Raw genomic sequence first — 21,227 nt, 5'->3', positions numbered from 1 at the left:
ATATTGCTCACGTTTTGTTAAATTAAGTTAATTTTAACAGAAAGTGTTAAAATCAAAACACACCAAATATTTTTTTGGCTATGGCAAAATTTCAACCTCAGCATTAGGGTTAAAAAGAAACATCCTGCCGGTGCTAACCTCTTCACACTCAAAACGCTTTACGCGCTGCGCCCCTTTTTTAAATATTTTACCGTTGTGAATACGGAACAGCGCGCCGTAAGGCACCTGGAAAATGTAGTGCTTGTCGCCCTCTTTTTCGTCAAATTGTTTTAGTGCCAAAGACAACGTGGCATCAGTGTCACTACTGGCCTTGGGGTTGCGGAAGTGCCGTGCCAAAAGCGGCAGCAGGTGGTTAGGAAAAATTTCAGGCCGTATAAATGGCACCATCAGGTTGCGGAAAGTAAGCTTCCACTCATCGCCATGGGGCTTTATGTTACGCCCAAATTTTTCGAAAGCTGCAAGGTGGGCAATTTCGTGCACCAATGTGATAAGAAAACGGTATTTATTAAGACTGGCATTAACCGTAATACGATGGTAGCCGGAAGCATCGCGATGGTAATCGCCGTGGCGGGTAACGCGCTCATTAACAATTTTAAGGTGCACGCCGTAGTGCTTTATAAGCTCAAAAACGGGCGCTACGGCGTGCTCCGGTATGTATTTGGCTAAAACATCTGTCATATTTATGGCGTGCTGCTGCTTACCTGCAATACCTTTCCGTTAAAATATGTATTACCCGTAAGGGCAAAATTGTAAATATAATCAGCCATTTGTACTGCCTGTAGCGGTGCCACATACCCTGGAAACGCCTCCTGAAGCATCTCGGTATTTACTGCACCCAGTGCCAGTACGTTAAAGCTTACACCCTGCTCTTTATATTCTTCAGCAAGCAGTTCGCTCATAATGGTTACCGCCCCCTTGCTTGAGCTGTATGCCGATAACCCCGCAAACTTCATGGTGCCCTGCACCCCGCCCATACTGCTAATGCTTACCACATGGCCACCGGCCTGCATAAACGGCAATACGGCACGGTTTAAGGCCGCCACACCAAAAACATTTACTTTGTAAATGTATTCAAACTCATCGGCTGTAATCTGCTCAAAGGGCTTTAAGACAAGCGCTCCTGCATTATGTATCACAACATCAGCATGAGTCCAAGAAGCCTTAATAAAATCGCTTACAGGGGTTGTATTGCCCTCAGCCAGGTCGGCGCTCAGGCAGGTAATATTTTCATGCTCCAGCAGCTCCTGCGGCATTTTTCGGCTTATGGCCAATACATTATGCCCTGCATTGGCAAACTGTAGTGCCAGTGCATAGCCTATACCCCGGCTGGTGCCGGTTATAATAACATTCTTCATTATTTTTTAAGTACAATTTCTTTAGTTGGGGTATTCACCATTTTGTTTACAACGGGCAGCACCTGCTGTATAAAAGCCGTCATGTGCACCACATCCATATTGGCAAACTCGTCTTTTACATGGTGGTAATAGTCAAAGTTGGTAAAGTCAAACGTGCAAATGGTTTGGCTTGGCACATTAAACTCCTGGTAAAAGCTATAATTATCGCTACGGCGGAAAAGCTGGTACTGACCCTCAGCCGGCAGGTTGCCCACAAAAGTTTTACCCGCATATTCGTTAATCTTGTCGCCCATATTGCTCATACCCCATCCGGTAACATACGCCTGCATCGATTCGCTTTTCATAGGCACGCCCACCATTTCAAAGTTAAGCATGGCATAAATATTAAAGCCTTTTTCCTTAAGCTTTGGCGCAAGGTGGCGCGAACCAAGCAAACCTGCCTCCTCTGCCGAAAAATAGCAGAACAGTATACTGCGTTTGTTGCTTTTGGTTTTAGCGAAGTAATTAACCAGTTCGTAAACCGCGGTACATCCTGAAGCATCATCATTAGCACCGTTGTAAATACTATCGCCATCTACAGGCTTATCGGCAACACCTATGTGGTCATAATGCGCGCCAAAAACCACAAACTCTTTTTTAAGTTCAGGGTCGGTACCCTCAAGATAGCCAATAACGTTGTAGGTAGTTTCTTTGTAATTGCTTAGCGTATCAAAGTAGGTAGTAAAGTATGGCTTAACACCGTTTTTCTTAAAATTATCAGCCAGGTATTGTGCGGCGGTCTGTAACCCTTCGCTACCGGCAAGACGGCCTTTAAGCGCGTCATCCGACAGGAATTTGATGGTTTTCTCTACCGATTCCTGTTTTACCGTATAGTCTTTTTTAGGTGCGCAAGACAGTGCAAGGCCTGCCAGCAATAGAACAAATGCTTTCTTCATTGGAGTTTTGTGTTTGTAGGGCTAAGGTATGAAAAAGATAATGAATGTATAACGTTTTAAGACAACGACATCCCACAGCAAAGGCCGGTGTATTATTCTGAACCCGCTCCATCAGCCGCGCTCCCTTTTGGAAAAGGACTATACTCTCCCCATTTGTAGCATGAAAACGTTGTTACCAGAATCTTTAACGAAGGTATAAATGTCTTAGCCTTATCCAGTTCTGCATCAGTCATTGTTCCATACGGAATGTGTAACACCGTAAGATTAGGCGGCAGGTCATCAAGCGTTAAATCCCTGACCCATGTATGGACAAGAGACAGGTGCTTAAGGTTTTTAAGCGTTTTAATTTCCGGCGGCAGTGCAGTAATTTCGCAGTTTTCAATGCGAAGTATTTTTAAGCGTTGTAAATTACCTACAGATGATGGCAAAACAGTAACCTCATGCCCCCTAAGCATAAGATATTCCAGGTTAGACATACCAAATACCCATTCGGGCAGCTTTGTAAATGGCAGGTTAAGCACGCTTAATTTCTTTAGCTTTTTAAGAGATGCTATCTGTTCAGGGATATAAGGCACATGGTTTAAACCGGCATGAATATCAAGCACTGTAAGATTTTCAAATTTCAGAAAATCATCAGCATACGCATTTAAATTATCCGGAAACAGTAACTGCAGCTTTTTAACCCGGTGGGGTACCGCAAGCGCCCTTTCCATATCATCGTAAATCCCTAAAAGCTCTTTTAATTTCATACCCCTAAAATAAAAAAATACCCGCACTTTTCAGTGCGGGTATTATTATCTTAAAAACCGTTATAACTTATGCAAGCATGGTTACTGGGTTCTCTATGTATTGCTTAAGCGTTTGCAGGAACTGTGCACCTGTAGCGCCATCTATTGTGCGGTGGTCGCACGTTAGGGTTACTACCATGGTGTTGCCCACTACAATCTGGCCATTCTTCACAACCGGCTTCTGAACGATAGCACCTACCGAAAGGATAGCCGAGTTAGGCTGGTTGATGATTGAAGTAAACTCCTGTATGCCAAACATACCCAGGTTAGACACAGTAAATGTACTGCCATCCATCTCGGCCGGGGTAAGCTTTTTGTTACGTGCTTTACCGGCAAGGTCTTTAACAGCGCCACCTATTTGAGAAAGGCTCATGTTATCGGTAAACTTAAGTACCGGCACTACAAGACCATCTTCTACAGCAACGGCAACACCTATACTAATGTGCTTGTTGTAAATGGTAACATCGTCTTTCCACTGGGTGTTGATTTGCGGGTGCTTGCGCAGTGCCATAGCACATGCCTTAATCACCATATCGTTAAACGACACCTTAGTATCCGGCACTGAGTTAATCACACCGCGGCTTGCAATGGCGTTATCCATATCAAGCTCAATGGTAAGGCTGTATTCCGGAGCAGTAAATTTAGATTCAGCCAGGCGCTTGGCAATAACCTTACGCATCTGGTTGTTTTTAACCTCTTCGGTAGCAACCTCGCCCACAGGAGTGTAAGCAGGTGCAGCTGGAGCCTGAGCTTTAGCAGCTGGAGCTTCCGCAGATGCAGCCGGCGCAGGTGCAGCAGCAGCCGGAGTGTAGTTTTCAATATCTTTCTTAACCACACGGCCGTTTTCGCCTGTACCTTTTACTTTAGTAATATCAATGCCCTTATCGCTGGCAATTTTGCGCGCAAGCGGAGAAACAAACACCCTTCCGCCATCGTTGGCAGGGGCAGCTTCTTCAGCTTTAGGCGCCTCAGCAGCAGGAGCCGCTTTCTCTTCAGTTTTAGCATCAGCTTTTTCCTCTTTTGCAGGGGCAGCAGCCGGAGCAGCACCGTCTTTAGCAATACCGCTAACATCAGTACCCGCAGGGCCTATGATAGCAAGCACACTGTCAACCGGTGCGCTTTCGCCTTCCTGAATACCCACGTAAAGCAGTGTACCTTCGTTAAACGACTCAAATTCCATAGTAGCCTTGTCTGTTTCAATCTCAGCAAGAATATCGCCTTCTTTAACAGTATCGCCCACTTTTTTAAGCCATGTAGCTACAGTACCCTCAGTCATGGTATCGCTAAGGCGTGGCATGGTTACCACCTTAACCCCTTTAGGAAGTTCAGCAGCAGCTGGCGCAGCCTCTTTCTTCTCTTCAGCAGGTTTTTCCTCCGTTTTTTCTTCTTTGGCTTCAGCTTTAGGTGCTTCTTCTTTTTTCTCTTCAGATGCACCGCCTTTGCCTTCAAGAAGGGCTTTGTAATCTTCGCCTTCTTTACCTATAATGGCAAGAACGCTGTCTACAGGGGCAGTATCGCCTTCCTGTACACCTATATAAAGCAGGGTTCCGGCATCAAATGCCTCAAACTCCATAGTTGCTTTGTCTGTTTCAATTTCGGCAAGTATATCGCCTTCTTTAATGGTATCACCCACTTTTTTTAGCCACGTAGCCACGGTACCTTCGGTCATGGTATCGCTAAGGCGCGGCATGGTTATAATCTTAGCCATGTTGTTTTATAGTTTGTGTGGTAAAAACGGATAATTTTCCTGAGCATAAACAACGTCATACATAACGTTAAGATCCGGGTAAGGAGACTCTTCAGCAAATTTCTCGCACTCTTCAACCAGGTCTTTAACCCTTTGGTCAATAGCTTCGATTTCTTCGTCAGATGCGTATTTATTCTCTTTAATAATATCAAGCACTTGTGTAATAGGGTCAATTTTTTTGTACTCCTCAACCTCTTCTTTAGTGCGGTAGTGCTGCGCGTCGCTCATAGAGTGGCCACGGTAGCGGTATGTTTTCATTTCAAGGAATGTAGGGCCGTCTCCCCTGCGTGCGCGCTCAATAGCCTCGTGCATGGCCTCAGCCACTTTTACAGGGTTCATGCCGTCTACAGGGCCACACGGCATTTCATAACCAAGGCCCAGTTTCCAGATATCAGTATGGTTAGCCGTGCGCTCTACAGAAGTACCCATGGCATAACCGTTGTTTTCTACAATAAACACTACAGGCAGTTTCCACAGCATGGCCATGTTAAACGCCTCGTGAAGCGAACCCTGGCGGGCAGCACCATCACCAAAATAAGTCATGGTTACACCACCGGTTTCAAAATATTTATCGGCAAAGGCAAGACCTGCACCAAGCGGAATCTGGCCGCCCACAATACCGTGGCCACCATAAAAGCCCTTCTCTTTAGAGAAGATGTGCATAGAGCCGCCAAGGCCCATTGAAGTACCTGTTGCCTTACCAAGAAGCTCTGCCATAACACGGCGCGGGTCTACACCCATACCTATAGGCTGCACGTGGTTACGGTAAGCAGTTATCATTTTATCTTTAGAAAGGTCCATGGCATGCAGCGCTCCGGCAAGCACAGCCTCCTGGCCGTTGTATAAGTGAAGGAAGCCCCTCACTTTTTGCTGAATGTATAAAGCAGCAAGCTTGTCTTCAAACTTCCTCCAGAACTGCATCTCTTCATACCACTTCAGGTAAACCTCTTTTGTAATTTCTTTCATTGTTTAATTGTTGTTGCTCACGTGATTATTGTACATGGGAAGCCTTAAACGGGACTCCCCGCAAATTTGCGAATTGCAAAAATAAGACTTCCCGCTAATAACTAACAAATTTAAGGAAAGTATTTTGTTATTTTTTAAATACCAATGCGGCTTAAATGTTATGCAAACAAAAAGGGATTCCCGGTTTAGGAATCCCTTTTGTATTTTTATAAATATTCGCTGCCAAACATAAAAGGCAGCAGGTTTTTTACAGAATCTGACTTATACACCTTTCCGGTTTCGCCCATAAACCATATTGCTATAGGCTCATCCTGTTTCAGCTCATACTCTGCCATGCTCTGGCGGCAGGCGCCACAGGGTGGTATGGGTTCGGCCACTTCTTTTTCTTCTGAAGCCGCCGATATGGCCATCTGCACAATTTTAGCCCCCGGATAATTAGCCCCGGCAGAAAATATTGCAACCCTTTCGGCACAAAGGCCGGATGGGTATGCCGCATTTTCCTGGTTAGACCCAAGCACGGTTTTACCGTTATCTAAAACAAGTGCAGCCCCCACATGAAACCTTGAGTAAGGCGCATAAGATGTGTTGCGCACCTTAACAGCTTCATCCATTAACTGCTGTACATCCGCCGGCAAATCGTTAACCGATGCATATACATCAAAAGAAGTTGTTACGTTTAGGCGCTCCATATACTAATACTCGTCAAGCTCGTCTCCAAAGTTAAAGGTAAGCGAAAAACGCAGTGTGTTTTCAAGCGGGTTGCGCACCTGAGAAGCAGAGAACAGGTAAGAAACATCTACCTTAATAGTGCTGTATTTAAAGCCTGCACCCAAAGAGAAAAACTTACGTGCACCCTTCATTTCGCTTTCGTTAAAGTAACCAAGGCGCATCATGAAAGCCTGGTTGTAGGTATATTCAGCACCCACCGAGTAGGTAATTTCCTTAAGCTCTTCGCTAAAGCCACCCGGGGCATCGCCAAACGACTTAAAAATACCCGACACCCAGTTGGTGTTGTTATAATCGCGAAGGGCCTGCTCATACGGTTCCCTTTCGGTATCGTTATCATAGTTGCCGTCGCCGTTAAGGTCCCAGGATGGTGGGGTAGGCACAAGCAGCTTGCTTAGCTCAACGTTAACACCAATGGTGTTGTACTCATCAAAAATAAAGTCGAAACCACCACCAAGCCTTAGGTTAGACGGCAGGAAGTTTGTATTAAGGTCATCTGCATCATAACTTATTTTCGGGCCCAGGTTCTGGAAGTTGAAACCCGCCCTCCAGCGGCCGTCAAAATCAGTATAGGCTTCTTCTTCGCTTTGGTAATAACCGGCCACGTCAAAAGCAAAAGACGTAGCGGCACTTGCATCGCTGCTACCGCCTGTAGCTTCAGGTATCCTTAGGTTAGAGCTTATAAAACGGCCCGCAACCGACATTGAGAAACGCTCGCTAAGCTTTAGTGAATAAGCAAGGTCTACCGCAAGCTCATTTGGCGAACGCCTGGTGGTAACCTCATTTGGGTCCGGCGTTTGCCTCAATTCTATCTCACCAAGCCCAAAGTAACGAAGACTGGCCGCAAAAGCCATCCTGTCGTCAAACTTATTGTAAAAGTTAATCTGGCTAAGCGATATATCATTAGTAATAGAAGTAAGATATGGCGTATAGCTTGCTGCTAAACCATATTCCTGCAGGGCAAAAGAATATTTAGCAGGGTTCCATTGCATTGAAAACACGTCTGAGGAGGTGGCCACACCCTGGTCTGCCATACCGGCAGCGCGGGCATCGGCAGCAATCAGCAGGAAGGGTACCCCGGTGGTTATTACACGGTTATCTTCCTGTGCGGTTGCCGTGTGCAGCGATAAAAGGCCCAGGGCAAGCAAAACTATTTTTTTCATTAAAATTTTATTTTAAGGGTCACAAATATACTATTTTTTAAAGCAATACAAGCTTTTCATACTTTTCGGCTGTTTTGCCGGTTATGGTACTGCGCACGGTGAGCTTATAAACATAAACCCCCTTACCTATCCTGTCGCCAAAATCATCGCGGCCGTCCCACTTAAGGTCGCGGCTCAAAAACCCATCGGTGGTTATTTGCTGGTTTATGGTTTTTACAATCTTACCCGTTACGGTAAACACCTGCACCTGAACATCAAGCGGCTCAAACGGCCTGTTATGGCTAAACCAAAACTCAGTATAACTTACAAACGGGTTAGGGTAATTAAGCACCCTTTCCAGCGTTACGCCCTCATCTCCGGCCACCACAAACTGAATTTCTGCCGTAACGAGGTTGTTATACACATCCCACGCCTTAAATTGTAGCGTATGCAGGCCTTTTTCAAGGTTTACAAACGGAAAACGCACCGTACCGTGGGTATAATCATTCTGCGCCGTTTCATAATAATCGTTCATTATGTACGGGTTATTTTCGTCGCCATCCAGTATCCCAACAATATCGTGGCCTATGCCGCTTGCAGTGTTAATACCATGTTCATCAAACAAAAAGGCAAGCAGTATGGGCGATGAATTTGTAATACCACCCGACACAAAAGACTCATCATTCATATACAGCCTTACGGTAGGCGGTGTATTGTCCTGCGGGGCGTTAGTATTAATACCCCCTATCTTAATTACGCTATTATAGCCGGTTTGGTCTTCAAGTGTGTTATTTTTCTTGGCATAAAAGCTTACACGCCCTTCACCTACCGGTATACGTATATCGCGCGGCACAATAAAGCCAAACTCAAACTGCCCGTTTGTTACAGTAGCGTTTCCACGGAAGATGGCTTCGCCCAATGTAGTAAACGGCCATATAACCTGCCCCTCAGACGCCGGAATATTATCATTATTAAGTGTAGTCCTGTTTATGGGCTTATCATACACCGTAACTTCAAGCTCGCCGTTATAGTTAGCCAACACAATGTTATTTTCATCTGTTACGCGCCCGCCCAGCCTCACAAAAGACAACGCCTCAAGCACCTCTGTAGATTCTGCCAAAGGCACATCATTAATTTCGGTAAGTACAATATTAGGCTTTGGTATGGCAAGCTTGAGGGCCGGGTCTCCAACAAACGAAATAGGCCTGTAGCTGTAAGCACTGGCCTCTGCCCTTGATAAACGCAATGCCTCGGCCATTGTAGGGTATTGCGATGCCGATTGCCCATAAGCATATAAATACTTTGAAAAAACAGAGTTAAACCTGTTAGCATCTGTAATATAAAGCGCACGGGTGGTAGTAACCATAGCTATGGCGCCACCGCGCGGGTTCCAGTAAATTTCTTCACCGGTAGTATCTTCATAAGGATTATCAAACTTAGTAAGCTCGCACGTAGCAGTAATAAACAGCGGATAGCGGTAGCGGTTGGTAAGGTTTTGGGCATCTGCAGCCTCAAACATACGCTCACTGGCCATAGCCCTTATATTGCCGTGGCCGAGATAATTTACCACAAGTGCGCCATAATTTATAGCCCTTAAAAACTCTTCTTTAGCCTCCGGGTAACGCTGCCCGCCAGATGACGCTTCCTGCACCCAGGCATCTATATACACTTTTTTAAAGTTAATAGCCGGCCTTTGCACATTTGCCGTTGTAATCATCGACTCCATAAACCCTACAAACCCGGTAGAACCATCGCCATCAAGGTCGTCTACCATGGCAATATATTCATTGCGCCATTTGCCATACGCATCTTCGCTAAGGTATTCTGACACCTTGTTTACCATATCATTGGCCTGGGCCATATCAGTAACCAGCATACGCCCCATAGCTACATCAGCCTTTTCGGCGCTTTGCCTCATAAGCCCTTCATTTGCATCCATCATACCAAAAAAGTCATCAGACACAAACGTAGAAACTTCACTATAATCAGGAGTACCGCCACCGTAGGCATGAAACGACGGCACAATGTTAGTATTACCAGGAATCCTGTTTTTATAGTCAAACGATGCATCGCCAAACATACATACATACTTCAGGCGGCCTTCGTCAGACGAGGCATTGTTATACACATACTTTATAAAGTTGCGAATGGCCGCTATATCCTGCTGGCCGGTAGAAAACTCGGCATAAATATCTTCAAGGGTTACCACCTTTACACTCATACCCTCTACATTACGGTGAATGTTAGCCAGGTTTTCTGCTGCCGAACTCAAAAAAGCCGGTGTTACAATAATATAGTCTACATCCTGAAACTGCCCCTGGCTGTTTTTTAATATAGTTCCCTTTAGGTTAACATTAGCCACACGGCTGTTGCCATCGCGCAACGGTGTGTAGTAATCTCCCGACACCACCGTTATATACTGGCGCACTTCGCCCAGGTTTGCCTTAAATGAAAACGAAGCCTGGTTGCCGTCATTAGGCAATGATGTGGCATTATAAATATCGGTTATATCCCAAACTTCGGCTATAGACGATGCATTAGACACGTTATACTGCAGTATACCTGTGGTGGTACCAGCACTGTTAAGCCTGAACCTAAACTGCCTGCCATTACCACGCAGGTTGCGTTTAGCCCTTAAAATAATATAATCAAGCCATGCGTTAGCCGATGGGTTACCACTGTTATTGTAGGTCATTTTAATGGTAATATCGCCACCTGCCGCAACAAAAGACCCGGTGCCACCCGACCCATTTGCAGCAAGGTTATGGGAAGCATCGGTTACAGCAGCAAAATTTAAATTTGTTAGAGATGCCCCGTTTGCCGTTACTGCCATACTGGTATTTATATTGCTATATGCCGCAGCACTTATAGTAACATTTACAGGATCTGAAGTTATATCAGGAATAGTAAAATCAAACTCCTGCTCATTTTCTATATTAAAAGCCTCACCGTGCCATTTGCGGCCCAGGCGGGCAACACTTACCAGGTCGCGCTCATGAAACTGGTATTCATCAAAAATGGCGGTTTGCTGTGTTGCTGCTCCGGCAGGCTGCAGGTTGGGCTGTATGCGTTTGCCGTTATTAGCCCCCACACTGGTTACATAATAATAAGCCCTGTTACTGTACAGGTTGTTATTGGTCTCGCTTTCAGTATTCCAGTTATCTACACCTTCAGCATAAAACAATATGTAGTCGTTAGAATCAAAACTGCCATCATCTTCACCCACAAAACGCACGGCATTTTCTTCGGGGTCTAAAGGATAGGCAGTACTGTTAGTTAGCGGAGCCATGCGCCCGCCGTTGCCATAAATTTTTATTTTGCGCGGATCTGTATTAGTATCTACCCCTATAGACTGCAAAAAACTGCGACTAAGGCGGTACACCCCTGATTTTTCTACATAAAACCTGTGCCATTGCCCGCTGGCCAGCACAGAGTTTACCACCTCATTCGTACTGTTTACATCTAAGGTGCGCTGGTTTGCACTTACACTATAATTATAGGAATACGTAAAAGAAGTTAATCGTTTAAAGCCGCTGCCCTCTTTTATTATGGGCGAAAGGGTTATAACCGCAAACCATTTATCGCGCGAATGCGATGCCGATAACGTGGCATTTTGCGATGCAGGTATTTTAGAAAGGTTAATCTGGCCCAGCTGTTCACGGCTTACGGTTTCATAAACCGGGTTTGTAATAACCAGCGATGCCTCATCAGGCCGTTGGGTTTCAGGCAGGGTAGCCACGAAATCCAAAACACCAAATACAGGCTCAAAAGACATATATTCGCCCTGAAATGAAGGTATTGTTATAGAACTTTCTGCATACGGCAGTCGCGTATTATCCTGCCAGTTAAGGGAAATACGGCCGTTTTGCTGCGCTGCGGCAATAAAACTATATAAGAAGGCTAAAATGAGCAACCTGTGTTTCATCATACTCACAAACGCAAACATTTGGGGTATATTACTGCCTGCGCTAAAAAAATAAATATTTTACACTGCAATATTACTTCAAAACAGGCGTTATATACAGACAGTTTTAACATAATTTTGATATTTTATTAAAAATTCTCAAATCGTGTTGCTGTTTAACGGATAATTAATATATTGCGCCACAAATTTTATTTACCTGTAGAAAGATGAAAGTTAACAAAATCACGGCTTTAAAAATGGTTCTTGCGCTGGCAGTGGGGGTAGGTTTTACCAGCTGTAGCAAGAAGGGCGGCGGAGGCAATACCTCTTCTGCTACGGGATGGAAAATCAATGACAAAAAAGGTGGTTTTCAGCACAACTCTAAGTACAAAGGGCAGGAAACTGCACCCGGACTTGTACCTGTAGAGGGAGGAACATTTACCATGGGTAGGGTTCAGGACGATGTTATGCACGATTGGAACAACACACCAACACAGCAGCACGTTCAGTCTTTCTATATGGATGAAACAGAGGTTACCAATGTAATGTACATGGAATACCTTGACTGGCTAAAGAAGGTTTTCCCTCCAACAGAAGAAAATTATAAAAATATTTATGTTGGCGCACTACCCGATACACTTGTGTGGAGGGCGGCTCTTGGCTACAACGAAACCATGACCAACAACTACCTGAGGCACCCTGCTTATGCAGAATACCCTGTTGTAGGTGTTAACTGGATCCAGGCTGTAGAATTCAGCAAATGGAGGACTAACCGTGTTAACGAAGCCGTTCTTGAAAGGGAAGGCTATCTTAAAAGGGATGCAAAAATACTTGACGTAAACGCAGAAAACAGCTTTGACACAGAGGCTTACCTTGAAAGCCCTACTAAGTCTTATGGCGGAAACGAAGAGATTGTACTTAAAGGCCCACGTAACAAAATGGCCGATAAGGAAGATGCTAAAAACGTATATGCCCAAAGGACTTCAGGTATCATACTTCCTGAATACAGGCTTCCAACCGAGGCTGAGTGGGAATATGCTGCCCTTGCAATGGTAGGTAACCGCGAATACAACCTTTATAAAGGAAACAAAAAATACCCTTGGAAAGGCCAGTACACCCGTAACGGTAAAAGGCAGACTAAAGGTGACCAACTTGCTAACTTTAAGCAAAATAAAGGTGACTACGGCGGAATTGCCGAGTGGAGCGATGACAACGCAGATATTACTGCTCCTGCAAAATCATACCCTGCTAACGACTTTGGCCTTTATGACATGGCCGGTAACGTAGCAGAATGGGTTGCAGACGTTTACCGCCCAATAGTAGACGATGAAGCTAACGACTTTAACTACTACCGTGGTAACGTTTACATGAAAAACCAGATAGGCGAAGATGGCCGCGCACTAATTGTAGATGCCAACACTATTGAGTATGATACACTTGCAAACGGACGCATACAGTACAGGAACCTTCCTGGCTCAATAGCCCAAACGCAAATTACTAAAGAAGATACTTACCTGCGTCAAAACTATACTAAAGCTGACAACAGGAACTACAAAGATGGTGACAGGCAATCAACACGTTACTACAACTTTGGTGGTACTGAAGAAGAAGTAGAAAACGAGGCTGAAAGGATGTATGACTCACCTAAACACCTTGTTAGCAAAGACAGCCTTGGCGAAATGGTAAGGGAATATGACCACTCTAACAAAAGGACTACCCTAATCAACGATAACGTAAGGGTTTACAAAGGTGGCTCTTGGAGAGACCGTGCTTACTGGCTTGACCCTGCACAAAGAAGGTACTACCCTCAGGATATGGCAACTGACTTTATTGGTTTCCGTTGCGCAATGTCTAAAGTAGGCCCTAAAGGTGGCAAGAAAAAAGCAAGACACTAATAAAATTTGTATCGATAATATTATAAAAGCCCTATCTTAGGGCTTTTATTTTTTTATAGCTATATGGACATAACCACCCTGTATACCTGCTTTTTAGAGTGCACAGGCATCTCTACAGACACCCGTAAAATAACCCCGGGCTCTATGTTTGTTGCCCTTAAAGGCGATAACTTCGATGCCAATATCTTTGCCTCTGAAGCCCTTGCAAAAGGCGCTAAATATGCCGTTGTAGACAACCCAACCCACCAAGCATCAGAGAATATACTGCTGGTAAACAACAGCTTAGAAACCCTGCAACAGCTGGCACGCCACCACCGAAGGGTGCTTGGCCTGCCCGTTATAGGTCTTACAGGGAGCAACGGCAAAACCACAACTAAGGAGCTTATTAACGCCGTACTGAGCCAAAAATACAACACCAAAGCCACTGTAGGCAACCTCAACAACCACATAGGCGTACCGCTTACTTTACTGACTTTCAGTACTGAAACCGAGATAGGCATTGTAGAAATGGGCGCCAACCACCAAAAGGAAATCGAACTGTTATGCAGCATTGCCGAACCCAATTTTGGCTATATAACCAACTTTGGCAAGGCGCACCTTGAGGGTTTTGGCGGATTTGAAGGCGTTATAAAAGGCAAAAGCGAACTTTACAACTACCTGGAAACCAACACAAAAACAGCGTTCGTTAACCTTGACGACCCCATTCAGGCCGAGAAAACCGCTGCCCTGCCCCGCTTTACCTTCGCGGCTAACAGCTATGATGGCGATGTGCGCGTGGAAAGCATAGAAGCAAACCCTATGGTAAGCCTGATTTACAACAACTTACACATACAATCTAACCTCATAGGCATCTATAATGCACCTAATATAAGTGCTGCCATAACGATAGGCCATTACTTTAAAGTAGCTGATAATCAGATTAAAGCGGCTATAGAAGGCTATGTACCAAACAACAACCGCAGCCAGCTTATGGAGGTTAACGGCAATAAGGTAATACTGGATGCCTATAACGCCAACCCAAGCAGTATGGCAGCCGCCATAACTAACTTTCAACAGCTTGATGCACAGCACAAAACAGCTATTTTAGGAGATATGTTTGAGCTTGGCCCTGAGAGCCCGGAAGAGCACCGCAAGGTGGTTGAGCTGCTATCAGGCCAGGGTAGCATTGAGGTACATTTTGTAGGAAAAGACTTTTATTTCAACAAGGTTGAGAAGCAAAATTTACACTTCCACGATACCTTCGAAAGCCTTAAAAACTACCTCGAAAACAACAAACGTGAAAATAATACGATTTTAATAAAAGGATCACGCGGAATGGCCTTAGAGAGAAGCCTTGAGCTACTTTAACCAAAAAATCAGCATCAATTATACCAAAACACAAAATATTTCGCAACAAAAAAATGTTTTAATATTTCACTTTCGGAATTCATTTTCACGGTGTGAAAGATTAAAATCAGTCAAAAGTTTAAAAGTCGAAAGTCATAAAGTTTTGAAACCCGAAATATGACAAAAATAAAAGCCCCTTTGCGGGGCTTTTTGTATGGATAAAACGAAACGAAAAAATTAGTTTCCGGCGGCAAGCTTTTTAAGCATTGCCCATTGCTTTAATGTGGTCCTGGCTTCCTGTGCAGGATAGCCCAGGTAGGTTTTACCGGCTTCCACATCGCCCACAACGCCACTGCCTGCGCCTATGGTAACACCATCGCCCAGGGTGGTGTGGTCTTTAATACTGGCGCTGCCGCCAATAATAACCCCGTTACCCAGCGTAACCGAGCCCGCAAGGCCGCTATTACCCGCCATAATACAGAATTTGCCCATAACGCTGTTGTGGCCTATCTGTACCAGGTTGTCTATCTTACAGCCGTCGCCCACTATGGTAGAGCTAAACTTGCCACGGTCTACGCACGAGCCCGAGCCTATTTCAACCCAGTTGCCTATAACCACGTTACCAATTTGCGGTATCTTAACCAGGCCACGTTGCGGGCATGGCCTAAAGCCAAAGCCATCGGCACCTATGGTAGCATTAGGGTGCAGTATACAATGTGCGCCCACATGGCAGCGCTCGCGCACCACAACGCCGCTCCACAGCATAGTATGGTCGCCTATGGTGCATTCGTCAAGCACGGTAGCGTTAGGGTATAGCGTAACGTTTTTGCCCAGCACCACATCAGGCCCCACATAGCAGCCTGCGCCTATGCGTGTGCCTTCGCCCACTTTAGCAGTAGCGTGCACTACGGCAGTCGGGTGAATATCGGTGTCAAACTTAGGGCCGTCCTGTGCGAAAAGCTCCAAAACGGTAGTCATGGCCAGGTCGGCATTCTTTACTTTAATAAAAGCGCGGTTCTCGCCCGGCTCAATGCTAATGGTGTCGTTAACCACAGCTACGGGTGCCTTGCTTTCGGCCCAAAGCTTTTCATACTTTTTGTGGCCAATAAACGATATCTGGTCGCATTTGGCACGCTCCAGCTGCTCCGGAGACGTCACCATACTACTGGTGTTGCCTACCAGCATACCGCCAATAATGTTGTTAATTTCCTGTACAGAATAAGTTCTCATGATGTTGTTAGATTGCCTCCGCCGCAGCGGAAATATTGATGTTTTATGTATGTAGCTAAGGATGAAATCCTTAATGAAACGTTAAATATATAACCCTATTGCATACTTTGCAAACTTTAACAGCAAAATCTAAATTTTATACAGAAAACCGCTGATAAATTTCACATTAAATTAACAATACGCCTAAATCAATTAACACCAATACGCTCATTAAATTCGTACCGGTTATTATAAAGATCTACCCAGTACACACCTCCGGATATATCAACCACAAACATGCCTTTAAAGTTTAAGCCGGCGCCACGATACTTGGTTATATAGGTTATAGCTTCATTTATGCGGATGTTTTCCCTTAGCTCATATCGAAATGGCATTTCCTCATTACCGTTATAGTCTACAAGAGCTTTGCCGCTGTATGAATTTACAAGCACCAGCCCTTCCCCGGGGTATTCGTCTATAATATCTGTAAATCGCGGCTGGGCAGCTGTCTCAAACCTGTTATTGACTATACCCCACAACCCGTTTTTCAATACGGCATAATAGCCGCGCTTATCCATAACCTGTATTTCCTCATAGGCTATGTCAAGCAACTGTTTGCCTTTTGTGTCAAAAATACCGCTAAGGCCATCTTTAGATACTACATATGCCCTTTCAGCCGGGGGTAGTTCATATTCTTGACGGGAGGGCAAAAAGAGCGTTCCAATGGGAATTATGTTATCATACATGCACGGAATAACAACCCTGCCCTTTTTATCTATAACGCCAGTTTCGTTATACCCTTTGTCTGCAATAAGCTGCTCATCATAATTATAACCGAAAAAACTATCCGGCCGCTCATATTCTAACGGCGCCTGCAACCTGCCTTTATAATCAGCAAGGCCCCATTTAAAGCCCTTTTTTACTGCAAGCAAATTGTTACCAACAGGCGTTGCATAGTCATAAGCCGGCAACTCTATTTCGCGGAAACGCCCGTTATAATACCGGTAATCGTCATCACCCAACCGCACTTCAAAAAATTTTTCATCATGGGAAATCCCTACATGATAGTTAAGCTTCAGCACCTTTTTCCCATCTTCGTTCAAAAGCCAGTTGCCGGTTTCATTACTGCCAAAATAATAATGGGCCGACTGCTGCTGCAAATGATTGTAAGCTTCCCCTACCTGTTGCCCCTTTTGGTTTAACAGGTAGCATTTTTCGGCTTTCTTAAGCGCAACAACTTTCTTATCCTGTGGCCAGGGCAGGTCCATGTTCATATTGAGATACTCGTAAGGGTGATACCAGCTGGTGCTAAGCGGAATCAGCATATCCGGGTCGACCAGGCGGATGCCGATATCAGAATATTCAATCAAAAAAGGGCCGGCCGGTTCAAGGTTGCCAAACATAAAATCCGTAAGCTGCTCTCCTTTATGGCTAAACACGGCAGCCTTTTTGTTGTTCCATATTAAAAAGAAATCTTCGTGTATGGTAATGCCGTCATATTCTGTGGGCAGGAGCTCTTTTCCCTCTGCCTGCAATACGCCATAAGTAAAGCCTTCCCGCACAATACGGAAACCCTTGTCCGCCATACCCATATATCCATACTCCCGGCTAATGGTTTCGCCCTTAAGGTTTATGAGCCAGTATTTATTGCTTTCAACTATATGCGTGCCCTCATAAAAAACATAGCGCCCTGCCCGGGCATAGCCGTCTTTAAAATCTTCCACAAAGGCAAACTGCGGCTTTATAACCTCAATACCCTCTGTATCGATAAAACCCCACAGGCTGTCCTTCAGCACTTTTGCATAACGCAATAATGGTTTCTTACTCACAGTATCAAAACTGCCCACAAGTTTATAGCCGCGCTGGCTAATAAAAACCCCAAACGCCTTACCTGAAACATGGCCATGTGCATCAGGCATAAATTTTTTCTGGCTATAAGCCGCAAAGCATACAAGGCTTACAACAAGTAATAGGCTCTTTTTCATGAAGATAACTTTGAGTTTAAATATACTAAAAACAAGATGCAGAAAACCTTGCCACGGTTGGAATAATTTTATTTCATATTAGTCTATGGATTTAGTAGACTAATAGATTTTTATATATATTTGCCCTACCAAAAAAACCACAATGAAGAAACTACTACCCTTGCTTAGCCTGCTGCTTGCTTTTGGCAGTGCTATAGCCCAGACTGATATTGCCGGTAGCATAACAGGGTCAGACGGCCTGCCCATGCCCGGAGCCACCATACTGGTGCAAAACACCACTACCACAGCAATTACCGATACTGACGGGCTCTTTTTCATCCCCGCGCAAACCCTGCCGGTTACCATAAACATTACGTTTTTAGGATACAAAGACCAAACCATTACGGTTACAGAATCTACCACGCTGCCTTTGGAAGTTACCTTAACGGAAGTGTTTGACACCAGCCTTAGCGAAGTGGTTATTACATCGCGCCGCCGTAAGGAAAACGCGCAAAACGTGCCCATCCCCATATCGGTAATCAGCGGCCGCCTTGCAAATGATGCCGGTGCGTTTAACGTAAACCGTATTAAAGAGCTGGTGCCATCGGTACAGTTATATTCTTCAAACCCAAGGAATACAGGGCTTAGCATCCGCGGGCTGGGTACTACCTTTGGCTTAACCAATGATGGTATAGATCCCGGTGTGGGCTTTTATGTAGACGGCGTGTATTATGCCCGCCCCGCTGCCACCACGCTCGATTTTATAGACCTTGAGCAAATTGAGGTACTGCGCGGGCCACAGGGTACGCTCTTTGGCAAAAACACCACTGCCGGTGCGTTTAACATTACCACAAAGAAACCGCAATTTAACTTTGGCGCCACCGTAGAGAACAGCTTTGGCAACTACAACTTTTTGCAGAGCAAGGTGTCGGTTACCGGGCCGCTGACCGATAAGCTTGCCGCAAGGATATCGTTTAGCGGTACACAGCGCGATGGCCTCCTGTACAACATACGCAACCAGCAGCGTGTTAACGACCTCAACAACGTGGGCCTTCGCGGGCAGCTGTTGTATCAGCCCAACAATACCGTTGATGTGCTTTTTGCGGTAGACTACACCCGCCAGCGCCCCGTAGGCTATGCACAGGTTATTGCCGGTGTAGCCCCTACACAGCGCGCGGCCTACAGCCAGTTTAACCAGATTATTGCTGATTTGGGCTACTCACTGCCCAGCACCAACCCGTTTGACCGTATTATAGACCAGGACACGCCGTGGCGTTCTAACCAGGATATGGGTGGGGCTTCGGTTAACGTAAATATTAAGGTGGGTAACGGTACGCTTACCAGCACCACTGCGTGGCGTTTTTGGGACTGGGACCCCAGCAACGACCGCGATTTCACCGGCCTGCAGGGCTTAGCCAAATCAGAAGCGCCCTCTAACCACCGCCAGTGGAGCCAGGAAGTGCGCTGGGCAGGCACCCTTACCGAAGGGCTTGATGCCGTGTTTGGCCTATTTGCCATTGGGCAAACCCTAAAGGCAGACGGCGCCCATGTGGAAGAAGCCGGCCGCGACCAGTGGCGCTTTAGCCAGAACAGCACCAGCGAACTTTGGCAAACCCCCGGATTGCTTGAAGGCTATGGCATACGTTCTTACCCCAATATGGAGAGCTTTAGCGGGGCGTTCTTTGGGCAGGTAGACTGGGCCGTAACCGATAAGCTAAACATATTACCCGGTTTCAGGATAAACTATGACGATAAGGATGTTGATTTCCGCCGCGAAACCTACGGCGGCCTGCAAACCGACGACCCGGCGCTTATTGCCCTTAAAAATTCGGTATACAGCAACCAGGCGTTTACCGCCAATGTAGACGACACTAACTTCAGCGGGCAGCTTACAGCCGCTTACAAGCCCTCTAAACGCGTTAATATATTTGCCACAGGCGCCACAGGCTTTAAACCCGTAGGATTAAACCTGGGCGGCCTGCCAAACGCTAACGGCCAGCCCATGACCGAGCTTGCCACCATTAAGCCTGAGCGTGTTTTTCATTACGAAGCGGGTGTAAAAACCATACCGTTTGAAAACTCTACCCTGAATTTTGTGGTATACAACACCGATGTAAACGACTACCAGACCCAGGTACAGGCAGCCGACCTTTCGGTTAACCGTGGCTACCTGAGCAATGCCGAGAAAATCCGCGTGCGCGGTGTAGAGGTAGATGCCACCCTGCGCTTTAACGATCATTTCAATATTTATGGTGCCGTAGCATATACCGATGGCAAATACGTAAAATTTACCAACGCCCCCGTGCCGCTTGAAGAAACCGGCAGTGCTAACTTTAAAGATATATCGGGCGCTAAGCTGCCCGGCATTTCAGAGTGGGCAGGGTCTTTGGGGGGAGAAGGTTCGGTTGCAGGGTCGCTAATAGGCCGCAAAGGCGAATACTTCCTGGCCATAGACACCTACCACCGTAGTGAATTTAGCAGCAGCCCCTCACCCTCAAAATACCTTGTGGTAGACGGCTACTCGCTGGTTAACGCCCGTTTGGGTTTCCGCGTGGCAGACAGGTTTAGCGTGTACGTGTGGGGCCGCAACATTTTAGACAAAGATTATTTTGAGCAGCTATTGCCCGGTGCCGGCAACGCAGGCCACTATGCGGGCGTGCTTGGCGACCAGCGCACCTATGGCGTTACGCTGCGTTTCAGCATTTAGGTTGTTATTGTTTGTTAACCTTCTTTTGTTGTTTAAAGAAAATGCCGCCCCTGCTTGGGCGGCATTTTTATTTTAATCGTTAGCCTTACTCCTTCTTTCTCGCCACCGCCCTTAAAATACCCGCCGTTACCAGCGCCCCGGCAACATAATAGCCCACGGTAAGCGCCTGGCTGGTTTTGGTTTTGGCAACCGGCTCCGGGTCAAGGCCCAGCGGTTCGGGCAGGGTAATGGCGCCCACGCCAGCCGCCACACCATAGCTAATGGCACGCAGCCACAAATGCTGTGGCGCACCGTTGCCTATCATGCTATAATACATGGCATTACTAAGTATATCGCCCGCAAGGGTGGCTTTATACAGTGTTTTTTCATCTTCTATTTCACCCCCAAAATACTCCACGGTTTTTTGCAACGCTTCTTCGCCCAGCAGGTCTACACGTGGGGTTTCTTTGCTTTTCTTTTTAAGGCTTTCGTGAATAACGTTCAGGGCTATGGCACCGCCAAGGCCCGCCAGCAGGTTGGTTATTTTACTCATACTATTATAATTTGCTGCCCCGCTTGTGGCA

The 21,227-nt window shown here is 45.9% G+C and carries 15 protein-coding genes; 3 read left to right on the top strand and 12 right to left on the bottom strand.

Annotated features, from left to right (window positions below; all coding sequences use genetic code 11):
• Positions 1 to 78: 78 nt before the first annotated feature.
• The 9 genes from AM279_RS17410 to porU form a co-directional block, all read right to left on the bottom strand.
• The gene (locus tag AM279_RS17410) at positions 79 to 678 is read right to left on the bottom strand and encodes a SprT-like domain-containing protein (protein ID WP_054409325.1); all 600 of its coding nucleotides are present in this window, start codon (positions 676 to 678) and stop codon (positions 79 to 81) included.
• Between the two features lie 2 nt (positions 679 to 680).
• Complete coding sequence (locus AM279_RS17405; protein WP_054409324.1) at positions 681 to 1,355, bottom strand: SDR family NAD(P)-dependent oxidoreductase; 675 nt, start codon at positions 1,353 to 1,355, stop codon at positions 681 to 683.
• Complete coding sequence (locus AM279_RS17400; protein ID WP_054409323.1) at positions 1,355 to 2,290, bottom strand: M28 family peptidase; 936 nt, start codon at positions 2,288 to 2,290, stop codon at positions 1,355 to 1,357. Before AM279_RS17400 ends, AM279_RS17405 begins: the two co-directional genes overlap by 1 nt.
• Before the next feature lie 92 nt (positions 2,291 to 2,382).
• Positions 2,383 to 3,039 carry a leucine-rich repeat domain-containing protein gene (locus tag AM279_RS17395; RefSeq protein WP_054409322.1) on the bottom strand — a complete coding sequence of 219 codons (657 nt, stop codon included), beginning with the start codon at positions 3,037 to 3,039 and terminating at the stop codon, positions 2,383 to 2,385.
• A gap of 67 nt (positions 3,040 to 3,106) precedes the next feature.
• On the bottom strand, positions 3,107 to 4,786 hold the full coding sequence (locus AM279_RS17390) for a pyruvate dehydrogenase complex dihydrolipoamide acetyltransferase (RefSeq protein WP_054409321.1): 1,680 nt from the start codon (positions 4,784 to 4,786) through the stop codon (positions 3,107 to 3,109).
• A gap of 6 nt (positions 4,787 to 4,792) precedes the next feature.
• Positions 4,793 to 5,791 carry a pyruvate dehydrogenase (acetyl-transferring) E1 component subunit alpha gene (pdhA, locus tag AM279_RS17385; protein ID WP_054409320.1) on the bottom strand — a complete coding sequence of 333 codons (999 nt, stop codon included), beginning with the start codon at positions 5,789 to 5,791 and terminating at the stop codon, positions 4,793 to 4,795.
• 206 nt (positions 5,792 to 5,997) lie between these two features.
• Entirely contained in the window at positions 5,998 to 6,480 is a 483-nt protein-coding gene (gene cdd / locus AM279_RS17380; RefSeq protein WP_054409319.1) for a cytidine deaminase, read from the bottom strand.
• Between the two features lie 3 nt (positions 6,481 to 6,483).
• A complete protein-coding gene (porV, locus tag AM279_RS17375; RefSeq protein WP_054409318.1) occupies positions 6,484 to 7,680 on the bottom strand; it encodes a type IX secretion system outer membrane channel protein PorV in 1,197 nt (398 codons plus the stop codon).
• 37 nt (positions 7,681 to 7,717) lie between these two features.
• On the bottom strand, positions 7,718 to 11,587 hold the full coding sequence (gene porU / locus AM279_RS17370) for a type IX secretion system sortase PorU (RefSeq protein WP_316948717.1): 3,870 nt from the start codon (positions 11,585 to 11,587) through the stop codon (positions 7,718 to 7,720).
• A 203-nt stretch (positions 11,588 to 11,790) separates the two neighbouring features.
• Here porU and gldJ point away from each other — a divergent pair, with 203 nt between their 5' ends.
• The gene (gldJ, locus tag AM279_RS17365) at positions 11,791 to 13,458 is read left to right on the top strand and encodes a gliding motility lipoprotein GldJ (RefSeq protein WP_054409316.1); all 1,668 of its coding nucleotides are present in this window, start codon (positions 11,791 to 11,793) and stop codon (positions 13,456 to 13,458) included.
• Positions 13,459 to 13,521: 63 nt separating this feature from the next.
• Positions 13,522 to 14,805: a UDP-N-acetylmuramoyl-tripeptide--D-alanyl-D-alanine ligase gene (locus AM279_RS17360; protein WP_054409315.1), complete on the top strand. Its 1,284-nt coding sequence runs from the start codon at positions 13,522 to 13,524 to the stop codon at positions 14,803 to 14,805.
• A 216-nt stretch (positions 14,806 to 15,021) separates the two neighbouring features.
• Here the strand turns inward: AM279_RS17360 and lpxD are convergent, their stop codons facing one another.
• Together lpxD and AM279_RS17350 are read right to left on the bottom strand one after the other, a co-directional pair.
• On the bottom strand, positions 15,022 to 16,014 hold the full coding sequence (lpxD, locus tag AM279_RS17355; RefSeq protein WP_054409314.1) for a UDP-3-O-(3-hydroxymyristoyl)glucosamine N-acyltransferase: 993 nt from the start codon (positions 16,012 to 16,014) through the stop codon (positions 15,022 to 15,024).
• Positions 16,015 to 16,202: 188 nt separating this feature from the next.
• On the bottom strand, positions 16,203 to 17,978 hold the full coding sequence (locus AM279_RS17350) for a WG repeat-containing protein (protein ID WP_054409313.1): 1,776 nt from the start codon (positions 17,976 to 17,978) through the stop codon (positions 16,203 to 16,205).
• A 142-nt stretch (positions 17,979 to 18,120) separates the two neighbouring features.
• Here AM279_RS17350 and AM279_RS17345 point away from each other — a divergent pair, with 142 nt between their 5' ends.
• A complete protein-coding gene (locus AM279_RS17345) occupies positions 18,121 to 20,664 on the top strand; it encodes a TonB-dependent receptor (protein WP_054409312.1) in 2,544 nt (847 codons plus the stop codon).
• An 85-nt stretch (positions 20,665 to 20,749) separates the two neighbouring features.
• Here AM279_RS17345 and AM279_RS17340 read toward each other — a convergent pair whose 3' ends face one another.
• Positions 20,750 to 21,196 (bottom strand): hypothetical protein, encoded by a 447-nt coding sequence (locus tag AM279_RS17340; RefSeq protein ID WP_054409311.1) that lies wholly within the window; start codon positions 21,194 to 21,196, stop codon positions 20,750 to 20,752.
• Between the last annotated feature and the right edge of the window lie 31 nt (positions 21,197 to 21,227).

Origin of the sequence: Flavobacterium akiainvivens, assembly GCF_001278115.1 — a bacterium.
Classification (GTDB): Bacteria; Bacteroidota; Bacteroidia; order Flavobacteriales; family Flavobacteriaceae; genus Flavobacterium; species Flavobacterium akiainvivens.
Note: the sequence above shows the minus strand (reverse complement) of the source record. Positions and strands in the feature narration are given on the sequence as shown.